The sequence below is a fragment of the Mucilaginibacter lappiensis genome, from assembly GCF_900155965.1.
In the GTDB taxonomy this organism is placed as follows: Bacteria; Bacteroidota; Bacteroidia; order Sphingobacteriales; family Sphingobacteriaceae; genus Mucilaginibacter; species Mucilaginibacter lappiensis.
Genome location: NZ_FTMG01000014.1, coordinates 20,723 through 38,189, shown reverse-complemented (window position 1 = coordinate 38,189; position 17,467 = coordinate 20,723). Strand labels below are relative to the sequence as shown.

The 17,467-nt window shown below is 43.8% G+C and carries 16 protein-coding genes; 6 read left to right on the top strand and 10 right to left on the bottom strand.

Features of this window, described 5'->3' with window-relative positions:
- Positions 1-38 precede the first annotated feature (38 nt).
- Complete coding sequence (locus BW976_RS21810; RefSeq protein WP_076376488.1) at positions 39-929, bottom strand: helix-turn-helix domain-containing protein; 891 nt, start codon at positions 927-929, stop codon at positions 39-41.
- A gap of 89 nt (positions 930-1,018) precedes the next feature.
- Complete coding sequence (locus tag BW976_RS21805) at positions 1,019-1,840, bottom strand: SDR family oxidoreductase (RefSeq protein ID WP_076376486.1); 822 nt, start codon at positions 1,838-1,840, stop codon at positions 1,019-1,021.
- Positions 1,841-2,105: 265 nt separating this feature from the next.
- Here BW976_RS21805 and BW976_RS21800 point away from each other — a divergent pair, with 265 nt between their 5' ends.
- The 3 genes from BW976_RS21800 to BW976_RS21790 all read left to right on the top strand — a co-directional run bounded on the left by BW976_RS21800 (position 2,106) and on the right by BW976_RS21790 (position 4,430).
- Complete coding sequence (locus BW976_RS21800) at positions 2,106-2,702, top strand: Crp/Fnr family transcriptional regulator (RefSeq protein ID WP_084192301.1); 597 nt, start codon at positions 2,106-2,108, stop codon at positions 2,700-2,702.
- Between the two features lie 83 nt (positions 2,703-2,785).
- Positions 2,786-3,250: a DoxX family protein gene (locus BW976_RS21795; protein WP_076376482.1), complete on the top strand. Its 465-nt coding sequence runs from the start codon at positions 2,786-2,788 to the stop codon at positions 3,248-3,250.
- 286 nt (positions 3,251-3,536) lie between these two features.
- The gene (locus BW976_RS21790; RefSeq protein ID WP_076376480.1) at positions 3,537-4,430 is read left to right on the top strand and encodes a DMT family transporter; all 894 of its coding nucleotides are present in this window, start codon (positions 3,537-3,539) and stop codon (positions 4,428-4,430) included.
- Here BW976_RS21790 and BW976_RS21785 read toward each other — a convergent pair.
- On the bottom strand, positions 4,405-5,160 hold the full coding sequence (locus BW976_RS21785; RefSeq protein WP_076376478.1) for a hypothetical protein: 756 nt from the start codon (positions 5,158-5,160) through the stop codon (positions 4,405-4,407). The two genes, BW976_RS21790 and BW976_RS21785, sit on opposite strands and share 26 nt — an antisense overlap.
- Positions 5,161-5,565: 405 nt before the next feature.
- Here BW976_RS21785 and BW976_RS21780 point away from each other — a divergent pair, with 405 nt between their 5' ends.
- Positions 5,566-6,468 (top strand): M57 family metalloprotease, encoded by a 903-nt coding sequence (locus BW976_RS21780; protein ID WP_076376476.1) that lies wholly within the window; start codon positions 5,566-5,568, stop codon positions 6,466-6,468.
- 163 nt (positions 6,469-6,631) lie between these two features.
- Here the strand turns inward: BW976_RS21780 and BW976_RS21775 are convergent, their stop codons facing one another.
- The 5 genes from BW976_RS21775 to BW976_RS21755 form a co-directional block, all read right to left on the bottom strand.
- Entirely contained in the window at positions 6,632-7,477 is an 846-nt protein-coding gene (locus BW976_RS21775; protein ID WP_076376474.1) for an NAD(P)H-binding protein, read from the bottom strand.
- A gap of 620 nt (positions 7,478-8,097) precedes the next feature.
- Positions 8,098-8,880: an indole-3-glycerol phosphate synthase TrpC gene (gene trpC, locus BW976_RS21770; protein WP_076376472.1), complete on the bottom strand. Its 783-nt coding sequence runs from the start codon at positions 8,878-8,880 to the stop codon at positions 8,098-8,100.
- A gap of 183 nt (positions 8,881-9,063) precedes the next feature.
- Positions 9,064-9,633, bottom strand: coding sequence for an anthranilate synthase component II (locus BW976_RS21765; protein WP_076376470.1), 570 nt, complete (start codon positions 9,631-9,633; stop codon positions 9,064-9,066).
- A gap of 111 nt (positions 9,634-9,744) precedes the next feature.
- The gene (locus tag BW976_RS21760; RefSeq protein ID WP_076376468.1) at positions 9,745-11,154 is read right to left on the bottom strand and encodes an anthranilate synthase component I family protein; all 1,410 of its coding nucleotides are present in this window, start codon (positions 11,152-11,154) and stop codon (positions 9,745-9,747) included.
- Positions 11,155-11,386: 232 nt separating this feature from the next.
- A complete protein-coding gene (locus BW976_RS21755; protein ID WP_076376466.1) occupies positions 11,387-11,815 on the bottom strand; it encodes a cytochrome B in 429 nt (142 codons plus the stop codon).
- A gap of 744 nt (positions 11,816-12,559) precedes the next feature.
- Between BW976_RS21755 and BW976_RS21750 the strand changes: the two genes are divergently transcribed.
- Complete coding sequence (locus BW976_RS21750) at positions 12,560-13,087, top strand: DinB family protein (protein ID WP_076376464.1); 528 nt, start codon at positions 12,560-12,562, stop codon at positions 13,085-13,087.
- A gap of 476 nt (positions 13,088-13,563) precedes the next feature.
- Here the strand turns inward: BW976_RS21750 and BW976_RS21740 are convergent, their stop codons facing one another.
- Entirely contained in the window at positions 13,564-15,237 is a 1,674-nt protein-coding gene (locus BW976_RS21740; RefSeq protein WP_076376460.1) for a pyruvate dehydrogenase complex dihydrolipoamide acetyltransferase, read from the bottom strand.
- A gap of 38 nt (positions 15,238-15,275) precedes the next feature.
- Complete coding sequence (pdhA, locus tag BW976_RS21735; protein ID WP_076376458.1) at positions 15,276-16,271, bottom strand: pyruvate dehydrogenase (acetyl-transferring) E1 component subunit alpha; 996 nt, start codon at positions 16,269-16,271, stop codon at positions 15,276-15,278.
- Positions 16,272-16,768: 497 nt separating this feature from the next.
- Between pdhA and BW976_RS21725 the strand changes: the two genes are divergently transcribed.
- A complete protein-coding gene (locus tag BW976_RS21725) occupies positions 16,769-17,356 on the top strand; it encodes a C40 family peptidase (RefSeq protein ID WP_076376454.1) in 588 nt (195 codons plus the stop codon).
- The last annotated feature ends 111 nt before the right edge of the window (positions 17,357-17,467 follow it).

Genomic DNA, 17,467 nt, shown 5'->3' with positions numbered 1-17,467 from the left:
ATTACGCAGGAGCGTTTACTGCGTGACCAGCCTGCAGATTAATTCAGGATCTGTTTCCTGAATTGAACAGGACTGATGCCCACCTCTTTTTTAAACAAACGCGAAAAATAAGGAAGATTATCAAAGCCCAGGGTATAAGCGGTTTCGGCAATGTTATGGTCCGATCCTTTGAGCAGGTTTTTCGCTTCGGATATAAGGTAGATGTGTATCAGTTCCATAGCCGTTTTGCCGGTTTCCTGTTTCAACAGATCGCTTAGGTAGCTTGGCGACAGATTAAGTTCGGCAGCCATTGATTTAACAGTAGGCAAACCTTTCTCCAGCAAATAACCTTTTTCAAAATATACCGAAAGCGCGTCATTGAAGCGCGAAGCCATTTTGCCGGCTACGGTGATTCGGTTGATGAACTGCCTTTTATAAAAACGCTGTGAGTATTTCAGTATAGATTCTATGTGGCCCAGGATAATGTCGCGGCTGTACTCATCTGGGTTGTTGTTGTATTCGGTTTCAATTTCATTGAACAAACCCCAGATGATCTGTTCCTCCTTAGGCGAAAGATGCAGGGCCTCATTGGTTTCGTATTCAAAATAACCATACTTTTTGATCTCGTTATACAAGGGGTGCCCGTTCAGAAAATCTTCGTGAATCAAGATCAGGAAACCGTTTTCCTCAAACTTCATGTTCTTAAACTCAATGATCTGTCGTGGTTTTACAAAAGACATAGAGCCATTCTCATGATCGTATGTGGTACGGCCATATAAAAACATACCCGATATTAGCTTTTTAAACCCGATCAAATAAAAATCGCTGGTAAATTCCTGCTCCACAATATGGCAGTTTTTATCACAATGTATCAGGTTAAGCAGCGGGTTTTCTGGTGGCGGAAAGCCATTGTCGAAGCTCAATTGGGCCAGGCTTTTATAATGTTTCATGATGGGCAATAATTAAAGCATAATTCACACTATTAAAAGTATGAATTATGCCGGGTTATTTAGTTTAGTTAAAGTAAAATTAACAGGGCTTATTTGCCGTGTGCGGCGGCTGCTACAGGCTGCCATTCTTCCCATGATGCCAAGCGTTGTTCATAAACTTGTTTTACCCATGGTAAAGCTACTTTACCCAGGAACAGGCGCAACGGCGGGTTAGCACTATCAACCAGCTTCAACACGGCTTCTGATGTTGCTTCGGGTACACCAAATGCATCGGTGTTTGTCATTCCTGCCTGGAAGGCCGCTCTTACTCCCTCATATTCTGGTAAAACCTGGGTATGAGTAGCCGAGGCACCTGCCCAGTCGGTCGCAAAGCCGTTTGGCTCAATTAAAGACACTTTGATGCCAAAACCGGCAACCTCGGTAGCCAAGGTTTCGCTCAGACCTTCTACCGCGAATTTAGAGGCATTGTATAAGCCTAAAACAGGCAAAGTAGCCAGGCCCAACACGCTTGATACTTGTATAATATGACCATGACCTTGTGCACGCATTACCGGTAATACGGCTTGGGTAAGCCATAACAAACCAAACACGTTGGTTTCTATCTGCTCGCGGGCCTCTTGTTCATTGGTTTCTTCAATGGTGCCAAACAGGCCGTAACCGGCATTGTTAATCAACACGTCGATGGTGCCGAAATGTTGTTTAGCCTGCTCAACAGCGGCAAAGTCGGCTTTGCGGTCGTTCACATCAAGCTGTATAGGCAATATGGCATCGCCATAAGTGCTTACCAGGTCGGCAAGGGTATCCAGGTTACGTGCGGTGGCTACTACTTTATCACCACGTTTTAAAAATGCTTCGGCCCAAAGTTTTCCAAATCCACGGGAAGCTCCGGTTATAAAAATTGTCTTTGACATTGTTTTCGTTTTTTGAATTAATTTATAGTACAAAGGTATTTGGGCCCTTGCGGGATAATTTATACAGAACCGGGTAATACTGATACAGATTAGGGAAGAAGGGGGAGAAGAGCAAGGATTTGGAGAGCAAGGACAAGAGGAACAAAGAATAAAATAGCCCCTAACTTTTCAAATCCTTATTCCTTGCTCTCCAAATCCTTACTTCAATAAACAATCCTTGTTCCCAAAATCCTTGATCCTTTAATTACCTTTACAAAACCTATACATGGTTCACCATATGTTTGATGTTATTGTTGAAAAGATGCGGGAGCACATCACTTTATCTGATGATGATATAGCTTTATTATCCACCTGCCTTGAAGTGAGGAAAACCCGTAAAAGCCAGTTGCTTGTGGAACCTCCATACCCGGCCAACGCCGAATTTTTTGTTACGAAGGGTTGTTTGCGACACTATTTTTTAGACGAGAACGGTGTTGAACATACCACTGCCTTTGCGATAGAAGGCTGGTGGATGACCGATCTGCAAAGTTTTTTTACCGGTGCGCCCTCCAAGTATCATGTAGAAGCCATGGAAGAGGGCGAAGTAATAAAACTCCGGAAGGAAGGCAGGGAAGAGCTGTTTACAAAAATACCAGCGCTGAATATTTACTTCAGGATTTTATATCAGAATGCCATCATCTCCCAAAACGAACGTATTTTAAATGTACTGAGCACAACGGCCGATGAGCGCTACCTGCGTTTTATAAAAAAATATCCGGCCCTGGAAAACCGGGTACCTCAATACCTTATCGCCTCCTACCTGGGTATTACGCCCGAGTTTTTGAGTAAGGTGAAAACCCGTATAGCCGCCAAAAAATCTTAAACTAAGTTAAGATGCTTACTTAATATAGTTCATTGGACGTTGCCGATTGCACAGGTAAATTTGCATTCATAAAAATTAAAGATATGAAAGCATTATTGCAGCAAACGTTAGCAACCGAAATAAATATTACTTCAGTGGTTTTAAGACTCACCCTGGCTATTGTACTTTGGCCGCACGGTGCACAACTGTTGTTAGGTTCATTTGGCGGGCATGGTTTCCAGGGTTCTATGGGTTATTTTACCAGCACCGGACTTCCGTGGATAGTAGCCTTCCTGGTTATTTTTCTTTTGTTCTTCGGCACCATATTCATTTTGCTGGGCCTGGGTACACGCCTGTTCGCCATAGCTTTTGTACTTCTTTTTCTGGGCATGATTGTAAATGTGCACCTTCCCAATGGGTTTTTTATGAACTGGTTTGGCAATCAAAAAGGCGAAGGCTTTGAATACCACCTGCTGTTGATAGGCGTAGCTACGGGCCTCATCATCAGCGGCGGCGGAAAATTCAGCCTGGATCTGCTCATCCACCGAAGCCTTAAAAAAGGGAACTGATAAACGAAAAGAAACCCCTGTTTAAATAAATCGCAACCAATTGTTTTGGTCTTCGTAAAGTAAGTCTTTGGTATAAATGCCGAAGGCTTTTTTTATTGAGTTCACCGATTCAAGCTCAACTCCAACAGTGCCTCGCAATGACGCGCGTATAATTTTCCATCAGCTTCAAAAGCAAGCCCATAGAATAGTTGCCCATTTCATTAAAAAGCAATATTCCCAAAATATCAACATTTGTAAACGTTTTTTGTGGCGACTTTGGCTGACCTTTGCGCCACGATAACATACTATGGAAAAGATAAGAGGGATACTGTTGGTGGCGCTGGGAGCAGCAAGTTATGGAGTATTGGCCACTTTTGTAAAAATTGCTCACGACCAGGGTTATCATACCGGCGAGATCACCTTTTCGCAATTTTTTATCGGCTTTGTGGTTTTGCTCATCATGGGCTTGTTTGGCAAAAAGCAAAAGACAGTAGCACCTGCCGGCGATAAAAATCCACAGCTAAAAATGTTGCTGGCCGGCACTTCCCTTGGGCTTACCAGTACTTTTTATTACTTGTCTGTTCAATACCTGCCGGTATCTGTCTGTATTATTTTATTGATGCAAACCGTTTGGATGGGCATCATCCTGGAGTGGGTGCTTACCCGGCAGGTGCCCGAAGCCAAAAAGATCATCGCCGCACTCATCGTGATAGCTGGTACCTTACTGGCCACCAATATTTTTGATGCCCGGGTAGCCTTTAACGTTCGCGGCTTAATGTTCGGTCTTTTATCGGCTGTGAGCTATACGGTGGCTATGTATTCGTCAAACAAAGTTGCCCTGCATTTACCCGGTGTAAAACGGAGTATGTACCTGGTTTTGGGTGGATTATTAGCCATCGTTATTTTCTGGAACGTGGAGCTTATCCGGCACTTTAATTTGTCGGTGATCTGGAAATGGGGTGCTTTCCTGGCCCTGTTTGGTACCATATTGCCGCCCCTGCTGTTTACCAAAGGTTTGCCTAAAACGGGTATCGGCCTGGGCAGCATCGTATCTTCGGTAGAGATACCCGTATCCATCTTATTTGCGCACTTCATTCTCAACGAAATAGTAATGCCCATACAATGGGCGGGTGTAGCGCTCATTATTGTGGCCATTGCCGCTATGAATCTGCGTTTTAAAACTGACTCTCAGGGCCAGTAAAAGAACCGGTAATAGCCTTGATCTTGCCCTGGCTTTCGTCGGGGTCATACTCATCAAAATAGATGATCCTCGCACCACCGATTGATCTTAATTTACTGTATATAGCATTGCTATCAGTACCATTGTAATAATAAGTGATCAAATTGCTGCCGATGGATTTAAGCTTGCCTATATAATCATTATTAAATCTGCCGTAATAAGTAAATACCGTATTACCAATGGACCTTATCCGGCCAGTATTTTCCCGGCCATCCAATGCATCATAGTAGGTTACTGGCATATCTCCCACTGATTTAAGCTTACCCAAAAGCTCAGTACGGTCAAACCTGTCGTACCAGGATATCTGGATGCCGCCTACGGTTTTAAGCTTGCCTATATTGTCCATGTCAAAGCGATCGTAATAGGTAAACTGTATTTGGCCGATGGATTTGATCTTACCGAAATTCTCCTCCCAGCTAAAGCGGTCGTAATAGGTAAAAGTGGTGTTGCCGATAGATTTTAATTTGCCGGTATTATCAAAACCATCAAACTGATCGCGGTAAAGTGCTTTGCCGTTTAAATTATTATCAACCGGGATATTGCCGTTGAGAAAAAGGAACAGCATGATCTGTTCGTTAGTAACATCGATAGGTTTTGTGCTCAATTGCTGGCCACCGCTAAAGATCTGGGCTTTGCAAAATGGGGCGGGACCTAATAAAATAAGTAATAAAAAAAGTGATTTGAGTTTCATGGTGCAGGATTTTGGGGTATATAAAAATGGATATTAATAGGGCATCCATTATATCATTAGGATGATAAATCGCGAAGATAGTTTAAGCCTTCGGAATTTATTCTTTTAGAGTAATCTAACATTATGAGCGAGGGTAAACATAGTTATAACAAGAGGCGGTGTGATTCCCCTCTTTAGAGGGAGGAGGGGTGTGTTCTCCGCTTCATGAAACACACCCCTGCTTCTACACAATCTCACGCGCCCTCTCTCAAGAGGGGATTAATCTTATGTTTTTTTATTAACTATTGGTTATTAATATTTATTCAAGTTGTGCATTTTTAAAGTTGTGTAATAAAAATTGTTATGTTTATTGCTCTATAAGTAATTGTCTATTTATTATAACGAATTATTATTTACCGACTAAAAATGAAAAACAAATCATTACTACATCAAAAAACAATTATTCTGGCGGCTTTATTAGCCATCATGGCAGCAGCTGGCTGTAAAAAGAATAGTACCCCGGCCGGGCCGCAGGTTGCAAGCAAAGCACTTACCCAGGACGAGCAATTAAGTATTGCTAAAGCCGGATTTTCGCCGGTTAACGCCGTGAGGGTTAACGGGGGCTTTATTGTGGAAGGGGATATTTTATTGAAACAGGCCGATCTGGATTTTCAGAGCCAGCATGTGAACGAGGTAATATTCAAAAAGCCCGTAACAGAACAATATCGCACCCTGTTTATTGTTACGGGGTTAACTAATGCCATCAAGGTGAAGGTGAGCGCGGGTGAATCGCTGCAGGTATTTACCACGGCAGCTAAGAATGCCATCAAACGGTATAATGACTTGGGTTTAACGCTTACTTTTACGTTATTGGATTCGGCTTCAACCGATAAGGAGGATATATTGATCCAGGGGCAACAGTTTGGCGATCCTAACATTCTGGGCCAATCATCAGGGTTTCCGGGGGCCGACGGCAGACCGGCAACGCCTATTGCATTGAATAGTTCCCGGTATACTAAAAATTTTCAGGATAAGGGCGAGCTCACCACCGTTATTGCGCACGAAATAGGACATGCTATAGGTTTCAGGCATACCGATTTTCAAAACAGGGCCTATAGCTGCGGTTATGATACTTCTTCGTGGATAGGGATATTACAGGCTTTCTTTAAATTACCTGTTGACGAAGGCGGCCTTGCTTTTTATATACCGGGCACCCCTATAGGCGGCGAACCCGGATCATGGATGCTAGCCTGCAGCGATGGCACCGACCGTCCGTTTACGGTGAGCGATGTAGTAGCTATCGAATCGCTTTACCCGGTGAAAAAATAGAACCGAGCACAACTTAAAAAAAGTGTGTCATTTTGACAAACAGCGATGGGCAAAACGGTGGAGTGAGGAGAAATCTTCTGCGTAAAGCAAGGCTTCAATTGCATGTCTCAGAAGATTTCTCCTTGTTCCTCGTCGAAATGACACACTTTTTATTTTGTTTGAATTATGCCGTAACCTGCCACATCCCTGCAGCTATAGCCTTCCGGATATATTCAGAAAAATCGGTGGGTTTGCGGCCCAATGCACGCTGCACGCCATCTGCCAGGCTGGCATTTCGGCCATCCAGCACCTCGGTGAACAGGTAACTGATGAGCCACATATAATCATCAGGGATCTGGTACTCCCGCATCATAGCCTTATAATCATCCATCGAAATTTGTTGATATTGAACAGGCTGTTTAAGCGCGGCCGCTATTTCCTGTACGGCATCGCGGAAGGTCAACAAGCGGGGACCTGTTAGTTCATATAATTGCCCGGCATGCCCGTCAGTGGTCAAAGCTGCCACGGCTACATCGGCAATATCATCCACATCAATAAAAGGTTCGGGTACCTTGCCTACGGGCAGGGACACATATCCGGCCAGGATAGGATCCAGTAGATAGCCTTCGCTAAAATTCTGGCAAAACCAGCTGGCGCGTAAAATGGTCCAGTCGGCACCGGCATCCATCACGATCTTTTCGCAGGCCTGTGCTTCTTCTTCGCCTCGGCCCGATAGCAGTACCAGGTAGGTAACCCCACTTTTAACGGCCAATTGAGTCAGGTTGCGGATAGTATCCGTAGCTCCAGGAACGGCCAGGTCGGGCTGGTAAGCGATATAAACGGAATCGATGCCCTGTAGCACGGCAGCCCAGGTGTTCTGATCGTTCCAGTCAAAAGGGATGGCTGCGTTACGGCTGCCGATACGTACGGGCCAGTTCATTTGCTGTAGCTTACTAACAATACGACTACCGGTTTTTCCGGTACCACCAAGTACCAATATTTGTTTTTTAGTGTTTTCCTGATTGTTCATGATCTTTATTTTTTATCAAAATTAAATGCCCATGGAATGGGAAAATAGAACAAAACCGACAGGTGAGGATTGATGGGAAGAGGGTGATTTACTATGATTTCTCATCCTGAGGAACGAAGGATCTATTATTGAACTATGTATTGTGCTCCCACGAGATTAGTGCAGCGTATCTCGTGGGTGGCATGGTTAAAGCTTCCAGCTTTAGTTTTGGCTGAAAGCTGAAGCCATGATCACCACGGGCTGAAAGCCCGCGGCAGCGGAGCTTCGCTCTGTATAGCATGCGATTGCCACGCTACGCTCAATGACATATTGAAGAATATGCTTGTACGAGCTCTCAATTTTTCGTATATTTATATACATCAAAGAGCCCGGCTTTCTACTCAGAAAACCGGGCTCTTTGGTTAAAGAAACAAGGGCACAAACGGATCGTTTGGTACGCTGTTATTTGATAATCAATAAATTAATACTTTTTAAAGCTTTCAAAAGGCTTCAAAATCGTGTTGAAGTTTGTTAAAAAGTGTTAAAATGAAGGTTTCTGAGGTGGTTTTCGACCCATTTTACCCTGTTTTTGAGCCAGAATTTGTTAAAATTTAAGGTTTAAAAAGTTTTTCCGGGCCTGTTTATAACTGGGCTACAAAATCGCGCATGGCCTGCGCGGGGTCGGCTTGTTTCATAAAAGTTTCACCGATCAGGAACCCATTGAAGCCCGCCAGTTTCAAATGGCGGATAGTTTCCGGATCGCTGATGGCGCTCTCAGATATTTTCATAAACTCTGCCGGGATATGTTTGGCCAGTTCATATGAGGTTTCTACAGATACGGTAAAATCAGCCAGGTTGCGGTTATTTACGCCAATAGCATCCAGTTTAGGGTGGATGCTGCGTTCCAGCTCTTCCAGGTTATGTACTTCCAGCAGCACATTCAGGCCTATGCTTTTAGCCAGTGTGGCCATGGTATCAATTTCGGCAGGGGTAAGTATGGCGGCTATCAGCAAAATAATGTCGGCACCTAATGCTTTGGCTTCAATCACCTGGTACTCGTCTATCATAAAATCCTTACGCAGGATAGGGATATTATTGACTGATCGGGCTTTTACCAGGTCGGCCTTACGACCCATAAAAAAGTTGCGATCGGTTAAAACCGACAGGGCGGAGGCACCCGCGCCGGCATAGCCATTGGTAACGGCGCTGACCCTTACCTTATCATTAATAATGCCTTTGGAGGGCGATTTGCGCTTAAATTCGGCAATAATGCCACTGCGTTCCGGATCCAGTAAAAACTCTTTGAAGGAATAGGTTTCGCGATGAAAATATTCCGACTCTTCCAGTTCAACATAGGAAACGCGTTTTTTTGCAGATGCTACTTCCTTTTTTTTATGGGCAACTATTTTATCAAGTATGTTCATGAGGTCAAAAACTAAAAATCGTCATTGCGAGGCACGAAAGCCCCCTCTAAATCTCCCCCGGAAGGGGAGACTTTGGAAAATATTTTAGGGCCCTCCCTTCCGGGGAGGGTTGGGTGGGGCTTTCGTGCCTCGCAATGACGCATGGATTTGTGTTAACGCAAAGTTATCATTTTTGCGCTTGTATTAACTCAACCAGTTGTACATCATTTCTTTGCCGTACTCGGTAAGTATAGATTCCGGATGGAATTGTACCCCCCGTACATCATATTCACGATGAGCCAGGGCCATGATGGAGTTATCCTCCTCGTCAATAGCAGTTATTTGCAGCGTCTCTGGCAGATCTTTGTTGCTCACTACCCATGAATGATAACGACCAACCTTAAAGCTGTCTGGAAGGCCCTTAAAAAGCTCCTCTTGTGGGTTGGTTACCTTGATGGGAGTGGCTACCCCGTGCATCGGCTGACTCAGGTTGTACAAACTGCCGCCAAATACTTCGGCAATGGCTTGTTGCCCCAGGCACACGCCAAATATGCTTTTGGTAGGGGCGTATTTTTCGATTACCTCCAGTAACAAGCCTGCTTCTGAGGGTATACCAGGTCCCGGCGACAGGATGATCTTGTCAAAAGCGTCCACATCGCTCAGGGCAAATTTATCGTTCCTCCAAACTTCGCATTGCAGGCCAAGCTCATTAACCAAATGCACCAGGTTATAGGTAAAGGAATCGTAATTGTCAATTATTAATATCTTGCTCATTTTTTAATCCTTAAAAGGAAGTTCTAAATCCTAATTTCTAAATTCTAACAACGGAATGCTCACTGCGTTGCTTATTCATGCAAGCTCCGGCAACCGGCATCCCGCAACCGTTCAAAGTTCCTCCGCCAGTTCTACAGCTCTTCTGAGCGCCGATATTTTGGTATCCACTTCCCTGAGTTCACTTTCGGCTATGGAACCGGCTACAATGCCCGCACCGGCCTGGTAATGCAGCGTGTTATTTTTGCTGAGGAACGAGCGGATCATGATGGCATGGTTAAAATCGCCGTTGAAACCCAGGTAACCAATGGCTCCGCTGTAAAAACTGCGTTTGGCTTTCTCATTTTCGTCGATAATTTCCATGGCCCGGTATTTTGGCGCGCCGCTCAGCGTGCCCGCAGGGTAGGTGTCGCCTACAATTTTAAAGGATGATACGCCCGGCAGTAATTTGCCGCTTACATGCGATACCAGGTGTATGAGGTGTGAATAGTATTGGACCTCTTTAAAAGCCTTAACATGTACCTGTTCGCAATGTCGGCTCAAATCGTTGCGGGCCAGGTCGACCAGCATTACATGCTCGGCCGATTCCTTGGGATCGTTCTCGAGGTTACGGGCTATTTCGGCGTCTTTTATATCATCGCCGCTGCGTTTAAAGGTGCCGGCGATAGGGAATATGCTAGCTACGTTATTCTTGATGGTGATCTGCGCCTCGGGCGATGAACCAAAAATGCGGAAATCGCCAAAGTCAAAATAAAACAGGTATGGCGATGGGTTGATAGACCGCAGGGCGCGGTATACATTAAATTCATCACCCTGAAAGGTACGTGAAAATGCCCTTGAAGGTACTATCTGGAACACATCACCCCGGTAAATATGCTGCTTCATTTTTTCAACAATGGCAATAAACTCTTCGTTGGTGAGGTTTGATTGCTCGGCATCCTTGCTCTTAAAGCTATACTCGGGGAAGTTTTTGTTTTTGATGAGGTATTCCAGTTTTTCGATACCGCCGTTGGTAGGACCGTTTTCTGCCTGGTTATGGAAAATATAGAGTTCGTTTTTAAAATGGTCAATAGCGATGATGTAGCGGTAAACATGATACTGCATCACCGGGATCTGCCTGGCGGTATCGCTGCTTTTTTTGAGCTTGATGGTTTCAAAGTGCTCCACCGCCTCATGGGTAAAATAACCAAATAACCCGTTTGAAATGATCTTACCCGGATTGGCATCAGTATCAAAACTGGCTATAAACTGGTTAATCTGGTCGATCAGATCAAAGGAGCCTGCTTCGTGGGTTTCCTGGCTGCCGTCGGGATATGTTTTTTTGAGGATGCCATTATTTAATACCAGGCCGGCAATAGGTTCGCAACATATATAGCTTAAGCTGTTTTCGCGGCTGTGATAGTCCGAGCTCTCCAGCAGCAGCGAATTCGGGAATACATCGCGCAGACGCAGATAAATGCTTACCGGCGTGGTGGTATCGGCAAGTAGCTTTTTATGGGTAGTAGTTATTTTAAATTTGTTCATGTTATTTTCAAAAAGTGTATTAAACAAAAAAACCCGGCGAATTGGGGTCGCCGGGTTTCCTATTTAGGTTTACAATTGATTAGTTATCTCTGACTAAAAACGCAACCGGCTGCCAAACTTAATTGGTGCCACCAGCTGTTTTTATGAGTGCTTTTAATCATCGTGGTCACAAATTTAGAAAGAAATTTGAATTGTCAAATTTTTTCTGAAATTATTTATTTGCTAAATCCTATTAGCCTCGTGGAATTAATAGGATACCGCTTGAAATAATGATCAAGCCTAGTATATAAAACACAAAAATAGCTTTGTGCTTTTCTTCGGGAGTAGCTGCTTTTTTTGATTTGCTGTGGCCAATGGTGATCAACACAATGGCAATAACCATCATAACCCAGTGCTCTACAGTAAAATAGCGGGTCGCCGGGTTTTTCATGGTGTCTTTACTAAACTGTACCAGCGGGCTTACAAAATACAGCACAATACCAATAAGCAATTGTGTATGCACCGAGATCATGGCAAACAGGTTAAGCTTGCGGTTTCCATCGATATAAGGTTTTTTACCTGTAAGACCAAGAAGCGCCAACAGGGCTGCCACAATAACAAGCACAACTACAATGTACCTGAAACCAGAATGAAGATGCTGAAGAAAGCTATAAAGCGTCATAACATAAATTTTTTGTGAATATACAATAAAAGCAAAAGGTGTAAAAGGAGGATGGTTATTTGACAATTGGTTAACGGATTTATTACCATTCCACCGTGATTGCTGGGTAAAATAAATAACAAGCCGAAAGAAGGGTAAAGCGTAGAGGCCTTACCCACCATGCTTCGACGGGCTCAGCATGACAGCTGATAAAAAAGCCAAAGCCTTGTGCGATTCCTTCCCTCGGGAAGGGCCAATGTCATTAAGTTAAGGGGAAACGCAAAAGCAATTCCGCAAAAGCCCCCTCTAAACGGCGAAGCCCTCATGTAATAATCTCCCCCGGACGGGGAGACTTAGCTTCGATTCTTTAAAGTCCTCCCTACCGGGGAGGATTTAGGTGAGGCTATATGTGCTTAACTTAATGACATTGCGGGAAGGGGAGGAAGGGGCTTATCGAATAGGCTAATCCGCACGTAGAAACCCCTCCTGCCATTACACCCGCCCATCGCGCTCCTCTCGTGGGGAGGGAATTAAAAATGACACTTTTTTATCTCAAAAACATGGTTTACACTTTTTTGATGGAATAGAATATAAATAATTGATTTGCAATTGTTTATGTGTATGTTAACCATAAAAAGTGTAAACCATGTAAACCCACTTTAGAAGGGATTATTGTCGTAAATCACCCTGAATTTGTCTTTATTGCCACCTACGTGTTTAAGTTGATGTACCGAACTTAGAGGTATCAAAGAACATCATAAAATCATGGAACAACAAAAAAATGCTTTGGTACAACCCCTGCCGGTCCTGATAGGATCTGTAGCACAGGCACAACTGAATTTATTTGAAGCCGTTAAACAAAGTGAAGTTAACCGCATCCCTTTTGAGGGAAGCTGGACAGCCGCCGAACTGATAGAACACATGGTATTGTCGATTTCAAGCTCTATAAGCTTGTTCAATGGGCCGATCCGGGATACCAACCGGGTGCCCGATCAATATGTACAGTATGTAAAAGACATGTTTTTGAATTTTGACCTGAAGTTTAAATCGGCGCCTTCTATAGCGCCGGCAGCTAAACTGTATGACAGGGATATCCTGATTAAAAAACTCAGAACGGCATATAATAGCTTGATTTACCTGGTAGAAACAAAGGACCTCACCGATACCTGTGAGCTTTGGGAGTTTCCTACCATCGGTTACCTCACCCGCCTGGAATGGGCCTACCAGGCTGTTTATCATGCGCAAAGGCATACGCAACAGCTTAAGAACATTATAGAGCATCTGGGGGTTTGAAAGAAGGCAACGCACACGCGTCATTGCGAAATACGAAGACAACCGACCGGAGGGAGCTCATTAATACTTATAAAAAAACAATCATAAATATTAATAATCTCTATGCTGTACAGGGCCGCTTGACTTGGTGTAGACCCGCTCTTGGCCGCGGGAGGGCCAGTTACTTTTGTCGCCACAAAAGTAACCAAAAAGGCTGTCAGCAGAGAGGCTTCTTTGCCGCACATAGCCTTTGCCCTGCAAAGCAGACAGAACCACGGGCTACAATTATTTTGCTCCACTTTGTTCGCTCGGTTCTTCGCTTCAGCAAAAACTTGCGATGCCCCTCCAAACGCACAAAGCCACCATGTTCTGCCCTCTTTCACCCGAAGCTGTTCTGCTGACGGGGTAGAAAACATAGACACCGACTGCTTTTAAAACAAAAAAGCGATGAAGTTTATGCTTCACCGCTTTTTCTTATGATAAATCCGAAATCCGAATTATATTAATAGTCTTACCGGTTCTTCCAGTAATGATTTCAGGGTTTGCAGGAACGCGGCACCTGTTGCGCCATCAACCACACGGTGGTCGCAGCTTAAGGTAACTTTCATCACGTTGCCTGGTACTACAGCTCCGTTTTTAACAACCGGAACCTGTTGTATACCACTTACTGCAAGAATACAAGAATCAGGTGAGTTGATAATGGCTGTGAACTCATCAACACCAAACATGCCTAAGTTTGATATGGTAAAGGTTGAGCCTTCCCAATCAGACGGTTGCAGTTTTTTTGCTTTTGCACGTTGCGCAAAGTCTTTTACTTCAACTGATATGTGGCTTAGTGATTTTCCGTCGGCAAAACGTATCACCGGTACCAGTAAACCTTCGTCAACTGCTACGGCAACACCAATGTTAACATGCTCATTATAGCGGATCTTATCGCCCAGCCATGATGAATTTATATTGGGGTGTTGTTTTAATGCTAGGGCGCAAGCCTTCACAACAAAATCATTAAATGATATTTTAACCGGTGCAACCTCGTTGATCTTGGCACGGGCCTCAACAGCCTGATCCATATCAATGCTCATGGTTACATAGAAATGCGGAGCGGTAAATAAGCTTTCGCTTAAGCGCTTAGCAATTACCTTACGCATCTGACTAACCGGTTTCTCGGTAAATTTCTCTTCGCCAATAAAGGTTGGGATAGTAACCGGTGCTTTAGTCGGGGCTGCAGATGCCGGGGCGCCTGGGGCGGCTTCGGTACTTGCGGGGGCAGCGGCTGTTTTAGCCGGAGCTACAAATCCTTCCACATCTTTCCTGATAATGCGGCCGCCTTCGGCACTGCCTTTTACATCATTCAGGTTGATGCCTTTATCTTTTGCTATTTTACGGGCAAGCGGTGATGCTTTAACGCGGCTGTCATCAGTGGTTGATGAAGCTGGAGCATCATCAGCAGTTGCAGTTGTTTCTGCTTTAGCGGCAGGAGCAGCCTCTTCTGCTGGTGCAGCGGGTGCGCTTGCGGCATCCTGTAATAAAGGTGTAATATCGGTGCCTTCTTTACCAACAATGGCAATAATGCCATTAACCGGTGCGGCTTCGCCTTCTTTAGGGCCTATATATAAAAGTGTACCTGCTTCGTAACCCACTACTTCCATCGTAGCCTTATCGGTTGCTACGTCGGCCAGTGAATCATCAGATTTTACTTTGTCACCAACTTTAAAGTTCCATTTTTCAATAATACCCTCGGTCATGGTATCGCTAAGGGCGGGCATGCGTATTACCGTAGCTGGTATGCTTGACAGATCAACCTTTGGTGCAGCAGCAGCAACTGGTGCAGGCTGTTTGTCTTCGGCTTTTGCAGGGGCAGTGGCTTCGGCAGGTTTCTCTTCTTTCTTTTGAGCGCCACCATCCTGAGCAAGTACAGCTTTGTAATCTTCGCCTTCTTTACCTAAAACGGCAATAACAGCATCAACCGGAACAGCGCTGCCTTCCTCAACACCTATGTATAAAAGGGTGCCGTCCTGGTACGATTCAAAATCCATGGTAGCTTTATCAGTTTCAATCTCGGCCAATACATCGCCGGATTTTACCTTATCGCCAACTTTCTTATGCCATTTCGCCAATACCCCTTCGGTCATGGTATCGCTCATTTTAGGCATTTTAACTACTTCGGCCATATACTATTTAATAGAATAAGTTTAATATAAATATAGGATTAGTCTCTGATGTATGGATAGTCTGCCTGAACATAAACATCGGTATATAGTTCAGAAGCTTCCGGCCATGGTGATTCTTCAGAAAACTTAACTGATTCGTCAACAATGTCTTTTATCTTGGCATCAATCTCTTCAAACCATTTCTCATCAGCATAACCTTTTTCCAATATTACATGTTTGGTGGCTTCTATCGGATCTTTGGCTTTGTAGCTTTCCAGCTCTTCTTTAGTACGGTATTTTTGAGGATCAGACATCGAGTGACCTTTGTAGCGATAGGTACGCATTTCTAAAAAGGTTGGTCCTTCACCACGGCGTGCACGCTGAACCGCTTCGTCCATAGCCACGTGTACCGCGGCAGGGTCCATACCGTCAACAGCTGATGATGGTATACCGTAAGGCAAGCCTAATTTATAGATATCTGTTTGGATAGTAGTACGTTCAACAGAAGTACCCATGGCGTAACCGTTGTTTTCGCAAACAAAAATTACAGGCAATTGCCATAAAGCGGCCATGTTAAAGGTTTCGGTTAAGGCACCCTGACGTACAGCACCATCGCCCATATAGGCAATGTTCACAAACTCGGTACCTTTATATTTTTCGGCGAAAGCGATACCGGCACCCAGTGGTACCTGACCGCCTACAATACCGTGGCCACCATAAAAGTGTTTTTCCTTGTCAAACATGTGCATAGAGCCACCTTTGCCTTTTGAGCATCCGGTAGCTTTGCCATATAATTCGGCCATAACCGCGTTGGGGGTTACACCTTTGGCAAGCGCATGAGCGTGGTCGCGGTAAGCGGTGATCATGCTGTCTTCCTGTTTAATTACAGACATGGCTCCGGCCAGTACAGCCTCCTGCCCAATATACAGGTGGCAAAAGCCCCTGATTTTTTGTTGTCCGTATAACTGTCCTGCTTTTTCTTCGAACTTACGCATTAACAGCATTTGTTCGTACCACATCAGGTAAGTGTCTTTATTAATTTCGATTGAACTCATGTAATTAAAACAATCAATAATCTTGGAGTAAAGCGCAAATCTAAATATATCCTTGAAAATATCGAAACCGGAGCGAATTTGTTGTGATGTTTTATCTTTTATTTTAAGAAAGGGCTATAAATGAGCAGCCTTAACCGCGTTTTATAAGTTTAACCAAACATTATATGGTTATATGCTCGTATTGCCGAAGCGTTTTTCGCCTGATAATACGTTTTAACGGTACTTTTAATTGTTTTCGGTGTTTTTATGACACACTATTTTTACAAAAAACGAAAAAAACAAGACAAAAAGATAACCATAAAAGTATCATAAGCGTAATAGTGATCGGCTTTGATTGATAAGATTTTTAATACAAATAATATATTTATATTTTTTGAAAATAAAGTGCCATTTATTTGCAATTTTAAAAAATATAGATAGTTTTGTAGCCACTGGTGGACAGAAGTGTCTGATTTAATAAACAATTTGTTGCCCCTAACAGCAAACTAACGCGTTAAATGAAGAAAATTACTCTTGCTATAGTACTACTTTTCAGCGTTTTAGCCTCACAGGCTCAAACTGCAAGTACTCCGAACACCACTGCCGATAAGGCTCCTGATGAGCAGGAAAGTTTAGCTAAAACTTATTTATCTCAGATCATGGGTGTAGCGTTATCCGCCACCTCAAACATGAAACTTTTTCACTTTGTATACGATTGGATAGGTACCCCTTACCACTTCGGCGGTGAATCAAGAAGAGGGATCGATTGCTCGGCATTCACAAAAGAATTATACAGCGAGGTTTTTAACCTGGATATTAAAAGAAGTTCACGCGATATTTTCAGCATGGTAAACCCTGTTGGTAAAGATGATCTGAAAGAAGGCGACCTGGTTTTCTTTAAGATACACAGCCGCAGAATTTCGCATGTAGGTATTTACCTTGGGAATGGCCGTTTTGCGCATGCTTCATCAAAAGGTGTGGCTATCAGCAGTCTTGATGACAATTACTACAGCCGTTATTTTTACAAAGGCGGTCGTTTATTGGCATCGTTCAAAAATGAATTTACCGGTTCGGCGACCGAAACTGATGACGATAAGAATAATTAGTTCGGATTTCGGAATTCGAATGTTCGATTTCGGATTTTTAGCCACTTAGCTGGTAAAAATCAATTAGTAACATCCGAAATAAAAAATTTAATTTAGTCCCTTCAAAAATAT